Consider the following 17096-nt stretch of genomic DNA (forward strand, 5'->3'; position numbering starts at 1 on the left):
GGAAGGGCGGTAAGCGCCGGAGATGGTCAGTTGCCGCCGAGCGCCAGCAGCGGGTCGATACGGGTGATGCCCCGCACCGCCAGCGCCGCGCCGCCCAGGCCCAGGACGACGATCCCGGCGATCGGCAGCAAGGTGGTTTGCGGTGTGGTGAGGAACGGGGCTGCCCGGGCGGCGAGCAGGCCGCCGAGTACGCCGGCCGTGCCTCCGGCGGCGGCCCCGGCCACGAGGACGACCGCAGCCTGCACCATGGCGTCCTTGAGCACATAGGCCGAGGAACCGCCCATGGCCTTGAGCACGGCGATGTCCCGCGTGCGTTGCACGGTCCACACGGTCAGGAAGGCCACGATCACCAGCGCGGAGATGCCGTAGAGGAAGGCCTGCATGAGCATGAGCGAACCGTTCTCGCTGCGGTAGGAGCCGAGCGCCTGGAAGGAGCCCGCCCGGGTGGCGCTGACCGTTCCGGCGGCCTGGTTGGCTGCGGCGACATCGACGTCGGCGCCGTCGTCGAAACTGACGGCGATCACGGTGCCGAGGGCGTCCTTCCCGGCAGGATGGGCCAGCTTCCGCCAGTCCGCCAGCGTGGTCCAGACGACGCCGGTGTGCGAGTACCACTGCTCCGGAACCACGGCCGATACCGACAGTTCGGTGCCTCCCACCGCGACCCGGCTGCCGACGGCGAGCTCCAGCTCCTTGGCCAGGCCGGCCCCGACCGCCACGGTGCCCTCGGCCACCGGGGCCGGGGAGAGGCTGCTGCCGGCGCCGAGGCCGAAGACGGCCACATTCGCCGTCCCGGCAGGGACTCCCCCGGCCCCGAGGGCCTGCAGCCGGCCCTGGCTGATGCCCAGGGCCTCGGCCTTGCTGACGCCGTCGCGGCCGGACCAGCCGGCCACTTGCGCGCCGGTGACCTCGGATTCGGTGAAGGAGGCCTCGGGGCTGCCGCCGGCGGGTGCGCCGAAGACGAGCTGGTCCGCGGGCAGCCCCGCGATGGCGGAGGTCGACTGGTTGCCGAGCCCGGCGGTCAGTCCGGAGAGCATCACCAGCAGCAGGGTGATGAGGGCGACGACGCCGCCCATCAGGGCGAAGCGGCCCTTGGCGAAGCGGATGTCGCGGATGGCGAGAAACATGGGTGTCCTTTTTCTGGTGGTGGTTGGCCTCCCTTCGACTCTCGCGGCGCGGGGCGGCCGTGCCATCAGGCCTCGGGATGGTCCGCCGCGGCCGTCGGGTTGATCCGGCAGTCAACCAAAAGGTTGATCCTGGCCCGCGGGCCCCGGTTCCGGCCCGTTTCCGGAGAACGGGGGGCCGCCCGGCGCTAGGCTGAAAGCATGGACGGCAGAAGCAGCGGGGCGGAGGGGAACCCCACGGGCGCGGCCGTCATCCTGCGGGTCCTGCGGGTCAGCCTGCACGTGGGATTCGCCGTGCTGCTGCTCGTGGCGCTGGTCAGGCTGCTGGCCGCCGGGATCCACGGGGCCGGCTGGCTCAACCTGGGCGCGGTCCTGTGCCTTGCCGGTGTGTACCTTGCGGGAACGGTGCTGGAGAAACGCCACTCGGCCCGGCCGGGACGCTTCGATCCGCGGCCCTATTCCAGGTGGTGGCTGGCTGCTGTCTGCCTGCTCTGGCTGCTGCTGGTCTGGGGCAGCGCAGACTTCGTCTGGCTGGCCTTTCCGCTGTTCTTCCTTCAGCTGCACCTGCTGCCCAGGGGTCCGGCACTGGCCGCAATCGCCGCCAGCACGCTGCTGGTGGTCACGGCGCTGTGGTTCCACAACGGCGGTCCGGGGAGCGCTCTGCAGCTGCCGATGCTGCTCGGACCGGGTTTCGGAGCAGCATTCGCCGTCGTCACCGGCCTGGCCTACCGTGCGCTGTATTTGGAGGCAGAAAATCAGCGTCTCGCGGCTGAGGAACTCCGCCGCACCCGCGCGGAGCTGGCCCGCAGCCAGCACGACGCCGGAACCCTGGCGGAGCGGACCCGGCTGGCCCGCGAAATCCACGACACCCTGGCCCAGGGCTTCTCCAGCATCGTCCTGATGGGACGCTCGGCCGAACAGGCGCTGGAAGCCGGCGACACCGGGACGGCCCGGAACCGGCTCCGGACCGTCCAGGAAACCGCGGCCGCCAACCTTGCCGAGGCCCGCAACTTCGTCCGCGGCCTGCAGCCTCCCGAGCTTGAACAAAACCCGCTCGTGGACAGCCTGCGCCGGCTGTGCGAACAGACCGAAACGGAGGCGGCCGCCCGAGGCAACGCCCTGCGCTGCCGCCTGGAAATAGACGGAACCCCGGCGGAACTCTCCAACCCCCACCGGACCACCCTGCTTCGTGCCGCGCAGGCCAGCCTCGCCAACGTGTGGGCCCACGCGGACGCCCGCACCGCCGTGGTGACCCTGTCCTTTTTGGGCACCGAAGTGGCCATGGACATCTTCGACGACGGCGCCGGCTTCGACCCCTCGGCGGTGCCGGAGCGGGCGGACGGATCCGGCTACGGGCTGAAATCGTTACGGGACCGGGTGGCAGCGCTGGCCGGGACCATCGATCTCGAGTCCGCGCCTGGGGACGGCACGGTGGTGGCCATCCGGCTGCCACTCGGGAAGGAAGAACCGTGAACGAAATCCGCGTCCTCCTCGTCGACGACCACCCCGTCGTCCGAGCGGGCCTGCGGGCCATGCTCACGGACTTCGAGGGCATCACCGTCGCCGCGGAAGCCGCCGACGGAGCCGCCGCCCTGGCCGCGCTGGCGCGCCTGCGCACCCTGGGCGAGCCGGTCGACGTCGTGCTCATGGACCTGCAGATGGGCGCCGGCCTGGACGGGGTCACCGCGACGGGCAGGATCAAAGCCGGCGAGGCCGGGACGCCGGCGCCGCCCGTGCTGATCCTCACCACCTTTGATTCCGACGCGGACATCCTTGCTGCCGTGGAGGCGGGCGCGAGCGGGTACATGCTCAAGGACGCGCCGCCGGACCAGATCCGCCAGGCGGTCCTGGCTGCCGCTGCGGGCCAGACGGCGCTGGCGCCGGAAGTAGCCGCGCGGCTGCTGGGACGGATCCGGAACCCCGAGCCGGCCCTTTCCGCCCGTGAGATCCAGCTGCTCGAGCTGCTGGCCACCGGCCTGGGGAACCGGGCCATCGCCCGGCAGCTGTTCATTTCCGAGGCGACGGTGAAGACGCACCTGGTGCACATCTACGGGAAGCTGGGCGTGGACAACCGAACGGCGGCCATTGCCGTGGCCGCGCAGCGGCGGATCATCCGCCGGGGCTAGCCATACATAGGAGGCCTGCCGGCCTGCCCAGCGGGCCTGGTCTCTGTGACACGGAGGCTGTCCGCGGCTCGGGGCATAATGGCGCCATGGGGAAAATTCAGAAGCTCTCGCTTGCTCTTGTCGGTCTGGTCCTTGGCGCTTCGCTCGTGGCGTGCGACGACGGCCGGTCCGGCGCCCAGGATGCGGCGAAGCAGCTGGCCTCGGCGGTCGCCGCGCTCGACGTCGGCTCCGTGGCCTTCGACGGCAAGGACTCCGGCCAGGCGAACGACCGGCTCAAGGCGGTCTTCAAGGCGCTTGACCCGGCAAAACCCACCGTTGCCGCCGGGGAACTTAAGCTGGAGAAGGACACCGCCACGGTCCCGCTGGACTACAGCTGGAAGATCGGCGCGGGCGAGTGGAAGTACACCGTGTCCGCACAGCTGAAGAAGGCGGACGGCAAATGGCAGACGGTGTGGAGCCCGGAACTGCTGGTGCCGGGCCTCGCGGACACTGAAGTCCTCGGCACCTCGAGCGATACCCCGCAGCGGGCCGACATCCTGGGCGCCGGCGGCGCAAAGCTGGTCACCTACCGGCCGGTGGTCCACGTCGGCATCGACAAGGCGCAGCTGGAAGCCGCAGACCCGGCCGGCCCCGCGGGCAAACTGGCGCGGCTGGTGGGCGTGGACCCCGCCGCGTACACCAAGCAGGTCACGGCCTCCGGACCCGCGGCCTTCGTCGCCGCGATCACGCTGCGCCAGGCCGGCCGGACCATCACGGATGAACAAATCGCCGCGATCCCCGGCGCCCGGGCCATCCCGGACACGCTGCCACTCGCCCCCACACGCGGCTTCGCCCGCGCCGTGCTGGGCACCGTGGGTGAGGCCAGCGCCGAGCAGATCGAAAAGTCCGGCGGCGCACTCCGGGCCGGAGACACCACCGGCACCGGCGGCCTCCAGCAGCAGTACGACGCCCAACTGCGCGGTACCAGCGGCATCCAGGTCTTCGCCCAGACCGAGGGCCTGAGCGCGGAACAACGGCAGGAACTGCTCAACAACGGCCGCCGCGTCCTGTTCCAGGAGCCGATGAAGCCCGGAACCGCGCTCAAGACCACCCTGGACCCGCGGCTGCAGCAGCTGGCCGAGGACGTGCTGGCCGACGTCGGTCCGGCGTCCGCCGTCGTCGCGCTCCGCCCCTCCAGCGGCGCGGTCCTGGCCGCCGCCTCCGGCCCCGGCAGCAACGGCTACGACACCGCCCTGCTCGGCCAGTACGCCCCCGGATCCATCTTCAAAATCGTGGACTCGCTCGCCATGTTCCGCAACGGCATGACCCCGGACTCCAAAGTGGACTGCCCGCCCACCCTCACCGTGGACGGGCGGACCTTCAAGAATGCCGAGGGCTACCCCGCCTCCTCGCTGGGGTCCGTAACCCTGCGCGACGCCTTCGCCCATTCCTGCAACACCGCCTTCATCAACGCCCGGGGCAAGGTCAGCCAGGCCCAGCTGGAGTCCGCGGCCACCTCCCTCGGCGTCGCCGTGGAGGCGCCATCTCTGGGCGCCGCGGCCTTCCTGGGATCGGTTCCGGGGGAGGCTGAAGGCACGGAACACGCCGCCTCCATGATCGGCCAGGGCAAGGTACTGCTCTCCCCGCTGGCGGCCGCCGTCATGGCCGGGTCCGTCGCCAAGGGCGCGCCCGTGTCGCCGCAGCTCGTGCTCAACCCGAACGCAGCTGCCGCGGGAAGTCCGGCACCGTCGGCGGGTCCGACGGCCGCGCCGTCGTCGTCCGCCCCGGCGCCCGCAAAGTCGTCCGGCAAACCGGTGACCGCCGCGGAAGCGGCGTCCCTGGCCGACATGATGCGAGCAGTGGTGACCTCGGGCCACGCCGACTTCCTCGCCTCGGTGCCCGGCGCCCCCGTCGGCGCCAAGACCGGGACCGCCGAATTCGGCAAGGACAACCCGCCGAAGACCCACGCGTGGATCGTGGCCGTGCACGGGGACCTCGCGGTCGCCGTGTTCGTGGAGGACGGCGGCCTCGGCGCCACCACCTCCGGGCCGCTGCTCAAGGAATTCCTGACCTCCGCCGCCGGCTAAGGGCCGTGGGAAGATTGCTCTGTGGCTCATATTGACGTTTCCGGCATCGACTACTTCCTCTCCGACGGCACCCAGCTGCTCAACGGGGTGACGTTCAAGGTCCCGGACGGCACCAAGACGGCGCTGATCGGGCCGAACGGAACCGGCAAGACGACGCTGTTCCGGATCATTTCCGGCGACCTCGTTCCGGACGAAGGCGTGGTCGGCCGCTCCGGGAACATGGGCATCATGCGCCAGTTCGTCGGCCAGGTGCGGGACGACTCCACGGTCCGCGACCTGCTGGTCTCCGCGGCCCCGCCCGTGCTGGCGGCAGCCGCGCGCGCCGTCGACGACGCGGAACTGGCGATGATCGAGCACGACGACGAGCCCACCCAGATGAAGTACGCGCAGGCGATCGTGGACTGGGGCGACGCCGGCGGCTACGACGTCGAAACCGTCTGGGACGAGGTCTGCATGGCCGCCCTCGGCCTGCCCTTCGACCGCGCGCAGCACCGGCCGGCGTCGAGCCTTTCCGGCGGCGAACAGAAACGGCTGGTCCTGGAGGCGCTGTTCGCCGGACCCGACGAGCTGCTGCTGCTCGACGAGCCGGACAACTACCTCGACGTCCCGGGCAAGCGCTGGCTCGAAGCCAAGCTCAACGAGTCCAAGAAGACCGTGTTCTTCATCAGCCACGACCGCGAGCTGCTGAACAACGCCGCGGGCCGCATCGTGACCCTGGAGCCGGGCATCAACGGCGCCGGCGCCTGGATCCACGGCGGCGGCTTCGGCTCCTACGTCGACGCCCGCGCGGACCGCAACGCCCGCTTCGAGGAGCTGCGCAAGCGGTGGGATGAGGAGCACGTGAAGCTCAAGGAACTCGTCAACATGTACAAGAACAAGGCCGCGTTCCGCTCCGACATGGCCAACCGGTACCACGCCGCGCAGACCCGGCTGGCGAAGTTCCTCGAGGCCGGCCCGCCCGAGGCGCTGCCGATCGAGCAAAACGTGCAGATGCGGCTCAAGGGCGGCCGCACGGCCAAGCGCGCCATCGTGGCCGAGAAGCTGGAGCTCACCGGGCTGATGAAGCCGTTCTCCACCGAGGTCTGGTTCGGCGACCGGGTCGGGGTGCTCGGCTCCAACGGCTCCGGCAAGAGCCACTTCCTGCGCCTGCTGGCCACCGGCGGCACCGACCCGGAACGCGAGCACCTGCCCGTTTCCGATGTGGAGATCGCCGAAGTCCCGCACGAGGGCACCGTGAAACTCGGCGCCCGGATCCGGCCCGGGTTCTTCGCCCAGACCCACGTCCGGCCCGACCTGCTCGGCAAGACTCTGCTGGAGATCCTGCACCGCGGCGACGAACACCGCTCCGGGCTGGGGCGCGAGGCGGCGGCCGGGGCGCTGGACGGCTACGGCCTGGCGTCGCAGTCGGAGCAGAAGTACGAATCCCTTTCCGGCGGCCAGCAGGCCCGGTTCCAGATCCTGCTGCTGCAGCTCTCCGGGGCCACCCTGCTGCTCCTCGACGAGCCCACCGACAACCTGGACCTGCACTCGGCCGAGGCGCTGGAACGGGCCATCGACCACTTCGAGGGCACGGTCCTGGCCGTCACGCACGACCGCTGGTTCGCCCGCACCTTCGACCGCTTCCTGGTCTTCGGTTCGGACGGCAAGGTCTACGAATCGGCCGAGCCGGTGTGGGACGAAAAACGCGTCGAGCGCGTCCGCTGAGCAAACGTAACGCGGGGTGACCCCGCGTTGCTACCCGCCCGCAAGAGATCCGGCGCCCGCGGCTAGAGTGGTGGGCATGACTTCCCGCCCCCAGCCGCCGCTCGCGGAACGCCAACCGAACCTCAACGCGGCGGCCGCGGCGACCTTCCTGATCTTCGGGATCAACGGCCTCGTGTTCGCCAGCTGGGCCGCCCGCATCCCCGCGGTCACCGAGATCCTGCACATCTCCTCCGGGCAGATGGGAAGCCTGCTGCTGTGCGTCGCGGTAGGCTCACTGATCGCGCTGCCGACCGCCGGGCTCGTGGTCGGCCGGCTGGGGACAGGCAACACCGTGCGCGCCGGCGGTCTGCTGGCAGCCGTGGCGGGCGCCGGCGTGGCGCTCTCGCTCGGTGCCGCAGCCGTCCCCGGGACGGCCATCTCGCTCTTTTTCCTCGGGATCGGCATCGGACTCTGGGACGTGTCCCAGAACATCGAAGGGGCCGACGTCGAACACCGGCTGGGCCGGACCATCATGCCGCAGTTCCACGCCGCGTTCAGCGGCGGCGCGTTCGTGGGCGCGCTGGTCGGTGCCGGTCTGTCGACGCTCGGCATCGGGCTGCCGGAACACCTGCTCGCGATCACCGCCGTGGTGGCCGCCGCGACCCTGATCGCGCCGCGGTACTTCCTGCCGCACACGCCGGAGCAGCCGCCCGCTGCCGGCGAGGCCACGCCTCCGCGCGCCGCCTCGGCCTGGCGGGACGGCCGCACCCTACTGATCGGCGTCGTCGTCCTCGGCGCCACCCTGACCGAGGGCGCCGGCAACGACTGGATCGCCAAGGCCTCCGTGGACGGCCTGGGTGCCCAGCAGTCCACCGGAGCCCTGCTGTTCGCCGTCTTCGTGCTGGCGATGACGGCCATGCGTTTCTTCGGCGGCCGGGCGATCGACGTCTACGGACGGGTCGCGGTGCTGCGGGCCAGCATGGCAGCCGCCGCGGCCGGGCTGGCATTCTTCGTCTTCGCCGGCAATATCTGGCTCGCAACGGCCGGCGCGGCACTCTGGGGCGTGGGTGCGGCCCTCGCCTTTCCGATGGGCATGTCCGCCGCGGCCGACGATCCCCGGCACGCCGCGGCCCGGGTATCGGTCGTGTCCACCCTCGGCTACATCGCCTTCCTTGCCGGGCCCCCGCTGCTGGGCTACCTCGGAGACCTGACCGGGATCCGGCTGGCGCTGCTGGCCATCGGGGTGCCGATTCTGGGTGCGCTGCTGCTCGCTGGTGCCGCGAGGCCCTTGCGCGCCAGCTCAGCAGCCGCCGGGGATCCAGCACTAGGGTCATCGCCTCATCCTGGCGGCGCCCCGCAGTAAGGTGGGGAAATGCGAAGCATACTGGGGAAAACGCCGCGCCGACTGGACAAGCTGGACCGCCGACTGGTTCACTCCCTCTCACGGCTTCCCGGCGGCGGCCACGACGACTTCTTCCGACGGCTCTCCGCGGCCGCCGACAAGGGCAAGCTCTGGTTCGGGATTGCCGCGGTAATGGCCCTCTTCCCCGGCAGGACCCGGCGTGCGGCCCTGCACGGCGTGCTGGCGCAGGGCGTGGCCTCCGCCGTGACCAACCTGGTCTTCAAGACCCTGCTCCCGCGGGCCCGCCCGCTGCCCGAGCACCTTCCGGTCTTCCGCTTCGTCCACCCGCAACCGAGCAGTTCCTCCATGCCTTCCGGGCACTCCGCCTCGGCCGCCGCGTTCGCCCTCGGCGTGGGGCTGGTCCGGCCGGCGCTCGGCACCGCGCTGGCCCCCGTCGCCGCCGGCGTCGCCTACTCCAGGGTGCACACGGGGGCGCACTGGCCCTCGGACGTCTTCTTCGGCTCCGCGATCGGGGCGGGTGCGGCCCTCGTGACGAGGAAGTGGTGGCCGGTCCGTCCCCCGTTCCCCGCGGTCAGGCGCACCCCCGTCGGGGCTGCCGCACTGCCCGACGGCGAGGGGCTCGGCATCGCGGTCAACACGCTCGGCGGCTCTTATGCCGATGAGACGGCCGAGGCCCTGCAAAAAGTATTCCCCAAGGCGTATATAAAGGAAATAGCCCCCGACGAGGATGTTGCGGCCGAAATCGAGGCGGTGGCAACACGTTTCGGCGTCGTTGCCCTCGGAGTCTGGGGCGGAGACGGGACGGTGGGCACCGCCGCGGCGGCCGCCGTCAAGCATTCCTTGCCGCTGCTGGTGCTGCCGGGCGGAACGCTCAACCATTTCGCCCGCGACGCGGGCACCGGCACCCTGCAGGCGGCCGTCGAGGCAGCCGCCAAGGGGGAGGCGGCGCGCGCGGACATCGGGCACGTATCGGTGGAACGGGGGCTGCCGGACAGTCCGGAGAAGCTGGAGCTGTCGATGCTGAACACCGCCAGCATCGGCCTGTACCCCAACCTGGTGCGCCGGCGGGAGCAGCTCCAGCCCGCGCTGGGAAAGCCGCTGGCCGGCGTCGTCGCCATGTTCCGGACCTTTGCCGCGGGCACCCCGAGCACCCTGGTCGTGGACGGGGTGCGGCACAAGCTCTGGATCCTTTATGTCGGCCGCGGGCGATACTACCCCCGCGACCATGCCCCGCTGGTCCGGCCGGTGCTCGACGACGGCGTGCTGGACCTGCGCATGATCACGGCGGATGAATCCTTTGCCCGGCTACGGCTGCTCTGGTCGGTGCTGACCGGAACCGTGGCGACCTCCCGGATCACCCACCTGCGCGAAACCAGCCGGATCCGGGTGGAACCGGGCGACACGACGATGGTGCTGGCGGTGGACGGCGAAGTCATGCCCGGCGTCCGCGCCGTCGAGTTCTCGGTCAAACACGGCGGACTGGTGTACTACTCCCCGCAGCCGGAGGGCTGAGCGGCCGACATCCCGCCATGGCCCGGATTACCCTGATTGAGCCCTGAATCAACCCTTAAAGCGGCGCATTCGGGCGGCGGCGTCGGTAGCGTGGTGGGTACACAACCACACGCGACGCAAAGGAAAGCTTCCATGATCGAAGCACGAGGCCTGACCAAGGTATACGGCGAAAAAACCGCCGTCGCCGGAGTCAATTTCACCGTCGAGGCGGGCCGGGTTACCGGCTTCCTGGGACCCAACGGAGCGGGCAAGTCCACCACGATGCGCATGATCATGGGACTGGACCGGCCGACGTCGGGCTCCGTCACGGTCAACGGGGTGCCGCTCGACCGGCACCACGCGCCGCTGCGCGACGTCGGTGCCCTGCTGGACGCCAAAGCCGTTCACACCGGCCGCTCGGCCTACAACCACCTGCGGGCCATGGCTGCCACGCACAGCATTCCGAAAAAACGCGTGCACGACGTCATTGAAATGACGGGCCTGGCCGAGGTCGCCAGGAAGAAGGTGGGCGGCTTCTCCCTCGGCATGGGCCAGCGCCTCGGCATCGCCGCCGCACTGCTCGGCGACCCGCAGACGGTCATCCTGGACGAGCCGGTCAACGGACTGGACCCGGAAGGCGTCGTCTGGGTCCGCAACCTGGTCAAGTACCTGGCCTCCGAGGGCCGCACCGTGTTCCTGTCCAGCCACCTGATGAGCGAGATGGCGGTCACCGCGGACCATTTGATCGTGATCGGACGCGGCCGGATCATCGCCGACGCGCCGATACAGGAGATCATCACCGGCAACGGCCAGGGCCGCACCCGCGTCCGCACCGACCAGCCGGACCAGCTCACGCGCCTGCTGGCCGGCACCGGCGTCACCGTGCAGGTGCAGGACCACGAACTCCTCGAGGTCACCGGGCTGGAACCCCGCCAAATCGCCCGCACCGCCCTCGACAACCACGTCATGATCTACGAACTCACCCCGCTCCGGGCCAGCCTCGAGGAGGCCTATATGGAACTGACCAAGGATGAGGTCGAATACCACTCACTGATCACCACGGGCGGCCACGCCCCTGCCCAGGCCGGAGGCAACTAAGCCATGAGCTCGACCACCCTTGAACCCAACCCCTCGAGTCGCGGGGTGCGCCCCGGCGCTGCAAACAACCAGGCAGGCGACCGGGCCGGCGACAGCCTCAGCACCGGCCCTGGCCCCAGCTTCCTGCGCGTGCTGAACTCCGAAGTCATCAAGTTCCGCACGCTGCTGTCCACCATGATCCTGCTCGGCGCCACCATCGCCGTCATCATCGGGGTCGGCTCCCTTGCCGCCTGGGGCATCGGCCAGGCGCTGCAGGCCTCCAGCTCCGATCCGCAGCGCTCCGCCGCGTTGGCCGCGCAGGGCGACCTCGCCGCCTCGGCGCCCAGCGCCGGCATCTCCTTCGCGCAGCTGATCCTTGGCTCGCTGGCCGTCCTGATCATCAGTTCCGAGTTCACCACGGGCATGGCGCGGTCCACGTTCACCGCCGTCCCCAAGCGGATTCCGGCCTTGGCGGCCAAGCTCCTTGTCGTCGTGGTCTCCGCGTTCTTGGTCACCGCACTTTCGCTCTACCTCGCCGGCCTGGTCGCGGTGCCGATCCTGGACCAGTACGGCCACACCCTGGACGTCTCCAGCGGGCACTACTACCGGACCCTGCTGATCAACAGCGCCTACGTTGCCGCCGTCGCTGCGATCGGGATGGCCCTCGGCGCCCTGATCCGGAACTCCGCCGGCGGCATCATGACCCTCGTGGGCATCTTCTTCGTGCTGCCAATCGCGCTGCAAATTATCCAGGGCGACTTCGTCACGGAACTGCGCAAATTCATCCCGTCGAACACGCTGGCACCGCTGACTGCCGCCGACCACGTCCCGGACACGCTGGAAAGCTGGCAGGCCGCCCTGGTCCTTGGCGCGTGGGTGGTCATTCCGATCGTGCTGGCCGGCATCCTGCTCAAGAAGCGGGACGTCTAGTCGGAAACAGTGGTTTCAGGCACATTTCGGAATTGCCTCCCAGGCAACAGCTCTTGCCTGGGAGGCTCTATGGCTGGAGTTCCGTCCCATCTTGACCGGCGTAATCTGTGTGACTGCACAGAACGAAGCCTCTCTGCGGCGGTCTAGGGTGAAACGACATTGTGGTCCGTCGCACATCCTTGCCTGGCATCGCCGGCACGGGGGCGCGGGCCGACACCACCCACGAAGGACGGCGCTTCATGCAGGCTGACCAGCAACTCTCCAAATCCCTGAAACCCCGGCATCTGTCCATGATCGCCATCGCCGGCGTCATCGGCGCCGGCCTCTTCGTCGGCTCCGGCGCCGCCATCCAGCAGGCCGGCCCCGGCATCTTGGTGGCCTACCTGGCGGCAGGGCTCGTGGTCATCCTGGTCATGCGCATGCTCGGCGAAATGGCCGCCGCCAACCCCGAAACCGGATCGTTCTCCACCTACGCGGACAAGGCGCTGGGCCGCTGGGCCGGATTCAGCATCGGCTGGCTCTATGCCTGGTTCTGGATCATCGTGCTCGGCATCGAAGCCACGGCCGGCGCCGCGATCATGCACCGCTGGGTTCCCGGCATTGACCAGTGGGTCTGGGCCCTGGTCCTGATGGTGCTCCTCACGCTGACCAACCTGGGTTCGGTGAAGTCGTACGGCGAGTTCGAGTTCTGGTTCGCCTCCATCAAGGTCGCCGCGATTGTGCTGTTCCTGCTCTTCGGCGCCGCCGCCATCCTGGGCCTCGTCCCCGGCGTCCCCGCCCCCGGCCTGGACAACCTGACCGGCAAGGGCGGCTTCATGCCCAACGGTCCCGGCGCGGTGCTGGCCGGCATCCTGGTGGTCGTGTTCTCCTTCTTCGGCGCCGAAATCGCGACCATCGCCGCCGGCGAATCCGAGAACCCGGTCGACGCCGTCAAGAAGGCCGTCAAATCGACCGTCTGGCGCATCCTGGTGTTCTACATCGGCTCCATCGCCATCGTCGTGACCCTGCTGCCCTGGAACTCCGCCTCCGTGGCGAAGAGCCCGTACGTCGCCGTGATCGAACTCTTCGGCATCCCCGGCGCCGGCACCATCATGGACATCGTCGTGCTGACCTCGGTGCTGTCCTGCCTCAACTCGGGCCTCTACACCGCCAGCCGCATGCTCTTCTCGCTCTCCCGCCGCGGCGACGCACCCCGCTCCTGGATGCGGATCTCCAAGCGCGGGGTTCCGGCCGCCGCGGTGCTGGCGTCAACCGTGGTCGGCTTCATCACCGTGGGCCTGAACTACATCGCCCCGGACACCGTCTTCCTGTTCCTGGTCAACACCTCCGGTGCCATCGCGCTGTTCGTCTGGCTGGTCATTTCGGTCTCGCAGCTGATCCTGCGCCGCCGGATGGGCACCGCCGCCCGGGATCTGCAGCTGAAGATGTGGCTGTTCCCGTACCTGACCTGGATCGCGATCGTCAGCATCGTCGCGCTGCTGGTTGGCATGGTGGTGCTGGACACCACCCGGGAATCGCTGCTGCTCTCGCTGGCCCTGGCCGCCGTCGTGGTGGGAATCGGTCTCTGGCGCTACCGCAGGCACGGGGCCAAGGCCACCGTCCCGGCAGCAGGTAGTGCCGGGGCGCGGTTTGAGGCTCCCGCCGAAGATGCAATGGTGGCTCCCGCCGACGCTTCTGATGAAGATGCGACAGTAGGCGCGCGGCCGAGCTCGTAGGCCTCCGCACGCCCTCACCCATCCCGCGCCACCGGACATGCCCCACGCTGGCGACCAGCGATGGACATAGTGCCACTATGCCCATCCGCCGTCGCCGGAGGAGGGCATGTCCGGTGCGTTGTGCTGGTGGTGACGGCGTGGGCCCGGCCAGGCAGGCCCGCTCCGCACGCGGCCGGACTCGACCTGACGGTCCGGCCGCGGCGCTAGACTCGGAGCCATGCCTTCCTCCGCCACAGCCGCAGACCACATCCAGGACCTCGGCGCGTACGTCAGCGCGTCGCCGTCGAGCTTCCACGCCGTCGACGAGGCCGCCCGGCGGCTGGACGAAGCGGGGTTCACCGGCCTCGACGAACTGCGGCAGTGGCAGGGGGCCGGCACCGGCGACACCGGATCGGCAGGCAAGTTCTATGTGATCCGCGACGGCGCCCTGATCGCCTGGGTGGTGCCCGCCGGCGCCGGCCCCACCACGGGCTTTAACATCCTCGGCGCGCACACCGATTCGCCGTCCTTCAAACTCAAGCCCAGGCCCACCACCGGCAAGTTCGGCTGGCTGCAGGCCGGCGTCGAGGTCTACGGCGGTCCGCTGCTGAACTCCTGGCTGGACCGCGAACTGCAGCTCGCCGGGCGTCTGGTGATGCTGGACGGCACGCAACACCTGACGGCCACCGGGCCGCTGCTGCGCTTCCCGCAGCTCGCCATCCACCTGGACCGGGCCGTGAATGAAGGCCTGGCCCTGGACAAGCAGCAGCACATGAATCCGGTCTTCGGCCTGGGCGATCCGGCCGGCGAGGACCTGCTCGGCCTCCTCGCTGAGCGGGTCTCCGGTGCCACCGTGGATCCCGCGCAGATCGGCGGTTACGACGTTGTCATCGCGGACACGCAGGCGCCGGCGGTGTTCGGCGCCAAGGGTGAATTCTTCGCCTCCGGCCGTCTCGACAACCTTTCCGCCACGCACGCCGGCCTCGCAGCGCTGATCGCGCACGCCGCCGGTGAGGTGCCGGCGGACGGCCCGGTCGCCGTGCTGGCCGCCTTCGACCACGAGGAAATCGGCTCCGCCTCGCGCTCCGGTGCCTGCGGCCCGGTCCTCGAGGACATCCTGGTCCGCATCTCCGACGGGCTGGGCGCGACGGCGAGCCAGCGGCGGCAGGCGTTCGCGGCGTCGTTCTGTGTTTCCGCCGACGCCGGCCACGCCGTGCACCCCAACTATGCCGAGCGCCACGATCCGGCCAACCGCCCGGCCCTGAACGGCGGCCCGCTGCTGAAGATCAACGCCAACCAGCGCTACGCCACGGACGCCGCCGGGGCAGCCCTGTGGGCCAGGCTGTGCACCGACGCCGGGATCCCGTACCAGGAGTTCGTTTCCAACAACGTGATGCCTTGTGGTTCGACGATCGGCCCGCTGACGGCCACCCGGCTCGGGATCAGGACGGTCGACGTCGGCGTCCCGTTGCTGTCGATGCACTCGGCCCGCGAGCTGTGCGGCGTCGAGGACCCGCACCGGCTGGCGACGGTCACGGAACTGTTCTTCCGCACCTCGTCCCAGCAGGCTTCCTAGGACCCGGCGAGGCCAATTACGAGGTTGATGGTGGCGGCAAGGATGACGGTGCCGAACAGGTAGGACAACAGGCTGTGCTTGAGCGCCTCGGCCCGGATTGCATGGTTTTCCAGCGCAGTGTCCGACACCTGGTACGTCATCCCCAGGCTGGTGGCGAGGTACGCGAAGTCGGTGTACTGCGGCGGCTCGGCCTGGTTGAAATCGATGCCGCCGACGGCCGCGCCGGCCCGCGGCTCGGTGCTGTAGTAGAGGCCGGCGTAGCGCACCGTGAAGAGCGTCTGCACGAGCATCCAGGACAGTGCGACGGACGCCAGCGCCAGCAGGCCGCCGCCAAGACGGGATCCGCCGTTGTTGCTGTGCGAGTCGAGCACGACGGCGGCCACGGCCGCCAGGCTGGCGACGTTGGCGGCGAGGATCATCAGATCCGTGACGCTGCGGGACGGATCCTCCGAGGTGGCATGGGCGCGCGTATCGGCGGCGTTCAGCGGGCCGATCACGATCCAGACCCAGAGCACATAGGTGAGGGCGGCACTGCTCCAGCCGATCGCCGGGGCTTCCACCCAGTGTCCGGAGAGGCCCGAGGCTGAGGCGGCGAGCAGTCCGGCCAGCACCATCACGGCGAACCGCAGCCGGCTGCGGTGCGCGGGGGGTGCGAGGGAACGGGGCGTGGAACCGGTGCTCATTCCCCGATCATGGCACAAGCGCCCGTGCGGTTATCCACAACCCCGCCGGGGAGCTTCCGCCGACGGCGCCACGGAGTCTAGGGTGGCGGGACAAGAAATCGCTGAAACCGGCCCGGATGCACTAAGCTATTGAAGTCTGTGCTGCGCCCTGCCTCCGTTCCGGGGGCGATGCACCGCACAAGCACCGCAAATGAACCTCCTGTTACGGAAATGCCGTAACCGCTTAGCCCAAAGGAGGTGGGTTCACATATGCGTCCTTACGAATTGATGGTAATCATCGACCCCGAGGTCGAAGAGCGTACCGTTGAGCCAACGCTTCAGAAGTTCCTGAACGTCATCACTACCGATGGTGGAACCATCGAAAAGGTTGACATCTGGGGCCGTCGTCGCCTGGCTTACGAAATCCAGAAGAAGTCCGAAGGTATCTACGCCGTGGTGAACTTCACCGCTGAGCCGGCTACCGCCAAGGAACTTGACCGCCAGCTGAGTCTCAATGAGACCATCATGCGCACCAAGATCACCCGCCCCGAAGAGCAGAAGGTTGTTGCTGAGTAATTCAGCTCCACCCTTCAATCTTTAACCCCGCAGGAACGAACAAGGAGGACGTAGATGGCAGGCGAAACCACTATTACGGTCATCGGTAATCTCACCAATGACCCCGAACTGAGGTTCACACCGTCAGGTTCGGCAGTAGCGAACTTCACCATCGCTTCTACGCCCCGCACTTTCGACCGCCAGTCCAATGAGTGGAAGGACGGGGAAACCCTGTTCCTCCGCGCATCGGTATGGCGCGAAGCAGCCGAGAACGTCGCCGAGTCCCTCACCAAGGGCATGCGCGTGATCGTTTCCGGCCGCCTGAAGAGCCGTTCCTACGAAACCAAGGAAGGCGAGAAGCGCACCGTTATAGAGCTTGAGGTCGACGAGATCGGCCCCAGCCTGCGCTACGCCAACGCCAAGGTCAACCGCACCCAGCGCTCCGGCGGACAGGGTGGTCAGGGTGGCTTCGGCGGCGGCAACAGCGGCGGTTTCGGTGGCAACTCTGGTGGAAACCAGGGCGGCAACTCCGGCGGAAGCTGGGGCGGCAACCAGCCCGCAGCGCAGGACGACCCCTGGGCAACGCCCGGGGTCAGCAATGCAGGCGGCTGGGGCAACGGCCCGGATTCCGAACCTCCCTTCTAAACAACATCTAAGGTCCGACGTCGGGACCCGCGAGGCAGCCGCACGGCAGCCCCGCGATGACCGCCGCGGATCACCACCATCCCGTGGATCAATATCCACGGGCTCCA

At 69.3% G+C, this 17096-nt stretch carries 14 protein-coding genes; 12 read left to right on the top strand and 2 right to left on the bottom strand.

Annotated elements, in window-relative coordinates; all coding sequences use genetic code 11:
• Positions 1-26: 26 nt before the first annotated feature.
• Entirely contained in the window at positions 27-1124 is a 1098-nt protein-coding gene (locus HNO80_RS11855; protein ID WP_175323050.1) for an ABC transporter permease, read from the bottom strand.
• 198 nt (positions 1125-1322) lie between these two features.
• On the opposite strand from HNO80_RS11855, the gene HNO80_RS11860 reads away from it, so the two are divergent.
• The 10 genes from HNO80_RS11860 (at position 1323) to HNO80_RS11905 (ending at position 15127) form a co-directional block, all read left to right on the top strand.
• On the top strand, positions 1323-2594 hold the full coding sequence (locus tag HNO80_RS11860) for a sensor histidine kinase (protein ID WP_175323051.1): 1272 nt from the start codon (positions 1323-1325) through the stop codon (positions 2592-2594).
• Complete coding sequence (locus tag HNO80_RS11865) at positions 2591-3247, top strand: response regulator transcription factor (protein WP_175323052.1); 657 nt, start codon at positions 2591-2593, stop codon at positions 3245-3247. The genes HNO80_RS11860 and HNO80_RS11865 overlap by 4 nt, the downstream gene beginning before the upstream one ends.
• 86 nt (positions 3248-3333) lie before the next feature.
• Positions 3334-5313, top strand: a complete 1980-nt coding sequence (locus HNO80_RS11870) for a penicillin-binding transpeptidase domain-containing protein (protein ID WP_175323053.1) — start codon at positions 3334-3336, stop codon at positions 5311-5313.
• Between the two features lie 21 nt (positions 5314-5334).
• Positions 5335-7017, top strand: a complete 1683-nt coding sequence (locus tag HNO80_RS11875) for an ABC-F family ATP-binding cassette domain-containing protein (RefSeq protein ID WP_175323054.1) — start codon at positions 5335-5337, stop codon at positions 7015-7017.
• A 76-nt stretch (positions 7018-7093) separates the two neighbouring features.
• On the top strand, positions 7094-8359 hold the full coding sequence (locus HNO80_RS11880; protein ID WP_175323055.1) for an MFS transporter: 1266 nt from the start codon (positions 7094-7096) through the stop codon (positions 8357-8359).
• 9 nt (positions 8360-8368) lie between these two features.
• Entirely contained in the window at positions 8369-9871 is a 1503-nt protein-coding gene (locus HNO80_RS11885; protein WP_175323056.1) for a bifunctional phosphatase PAP2/diacylglycerol kinase family protein, read from the top strand.
• 132 nt (positions 9872-10003) lie between these two features.
• Complete coding sequence (locus HNO80_RS11890; RefSeq protein WP_175323057.1) at positions 10004-10948, top strand: ABC transporter ATP-binding protein; 945 nt, start codon at positions 10004-10006, stop codon at positions 10946-10948.
• Positions 10949-10951: 3 nt separating this feature from the next.
• Positions 10952-11857, top strand: a complete 906-nt coding sequence (locus HNO80_RS11895; RefSeq protein ID WP_175323058.1) for an ABC transporter permease — start codon at positions 10952-10954, stop codon at positions 11855-11857.
• A 239-nt stretch (positions 11858-12096) separates the two neighbouring features.
• Positions 12097-13572 (top strand): amino acid permease, encoded by a 1476-nt coding sequence (locus tag HNO80_RS11900; protein ID WP_175323059.1) that lies wholly within the window; start codon positions 12097-12099, stop codon positions 13570-13572.
• A 217-nt stretch (positions 13573-13789) separates the two neighbouring features.
• Positions 13790-15127 carry a M18 family aminopeptidase gene (locus HNO80_RS11905; RefSeq protein ID WP_175323060.1) on the top strand — a complete coding sequence of 446 codons (1338 nt, stop codon included), beginning with the start codon at positions 13790-13792 and terminating at the stop codon, positions 15125-15127.
• Here the strand turns inward: HNO80_RS11905 and HNO80_RS11910 are convergent.
• Entirely contained in the window at positions 15124-15810 is a 687-nt protein-coding gene (locus HNO80_RS11910; protein WP_249777311.1) for a DUF1345 domain-containing protein, read from the bottom strand. The two genes, HNO80_RS11905 and HNO80_RS11910, sit on opposite strands and share 4 nt — an antisense overlap.
• Before the next feature lie 249 nt (positions 15811-16059).
• On the opposite strand from HNO80_RS11910, the gene rpsF reads away from it, so the two are divergent.
• A complete protein-coding gene (gene rpsF, locus HNO80_RS11915; RefSeq protein WP_056428835.1) occupies positions 16060-16365 on the top strand; it encodes a 30S ribosomal protein S6 in 306 nt (101 codons plus the stop codon).
• A gap of 54 nt (positions 16366-16419) precedes the next feature.
• Positions 16420-16989: a single-stranded DNA-binding protein gene (locus HNO80_RS11920; protein WP_175323061.1), complete on the top strand. Its 570-nt coding sequence runs from the start codon at positions 16420-16422 to the stop codon at positions 16987-16989.
• The last annotated feature ends 107 nt before the right edge of the window (positions 16990-17096 follow it).

It is taken from the genome of Arthrobacter sp. C9C5 (genome assembly GCF_013359735.1).
GTDB lineage: Bacteria > Actinomycetota > Actinomycetes > Actinomycetales > Micrococcaceae > Arthrobacter.

Coding starts and splice junctions, on each gene's coding strand:
- HNO80_RS11890 (WP_175323057.1), top strand. CDS start 10,004: ATGATCGAAGCACGAGGCCTGACCAAGGTATACGGCGAAAAAACCGCC.
- HNO80_RS11855 (WP_175323050.1), bottom strand. CDS start 1,124: ATGTTTCTCGCCATCCGCGACATCCGCTTCGCCAAGGGCCGCTTCGCC.
- HNO80_RS11880 (WP_175323055.1), top strand. CDS start 7,094: ATGACTTCCCGCCCCCAGCCGCCGCTCGCGGAACGCCAACCGAACCTC.
- HNO80_RS11895 (WP_175323058.1), top strand. CDS start 10,952: ATGAGCTCGACCACCCTTGAACCCAACCCCTCGAGTCGCGGGGTGCGC.
- HNO80_RS11910 (WP_249777311.1), bottom strand. CDS start 15,810: ATGAGCACCGGTTCCACGCCCCGTTCCCTCGCACCCCCCGCGCACCGC.
- HNO80_RS11870 (WP_175323053.1), top strand. CDS start 3,334: ATGGGGAAAATTCAGAAGCTCTCGCTTGCTCTTGTCGGTCTGGTCCTT.
- HNO80_RS11920 (WP_175323061.1), top strand. CDS start 16,420: ATGGCAGGCGAAACCACTATTACGGTCATCGGTAATCTCACCAATGAC.
- HNO80_RS11905 (WP_175323060.1), top strand. CDS start 13,790: ATGCCTTCCTCCGCCACAGCCGCAGACCACATCCAGGACCTCGGCGCG.
- HNO80_RS11860 (WP_175323051.1), top strand. CDS start 1,323: ATGGACGGCAGAAGCAGCGGGGCGGAGGGGAACCCCACGGGCGCGGCC.
- rpsF (WP_056428835.1), top strand. CDS start 16,060: ATGCGTCCTTACGAATTGATGGTAATCATCGACCCCGAGGTCGAAGAG.
- HNO80_RS11885 (WP_175323056.1), top strand. CDS start 8,369: ATGCGAAGCATACTGGGGAAAACGCCGCGCCGACTGGACAAGCTGGAC.
- HNO80_RS11900 (WP_175323059.1), top strand. CDS start 12,097: ATGCAGGCTGACCAGCAACTCTCCAAATCCCTGAAACCCCGGCATCTG.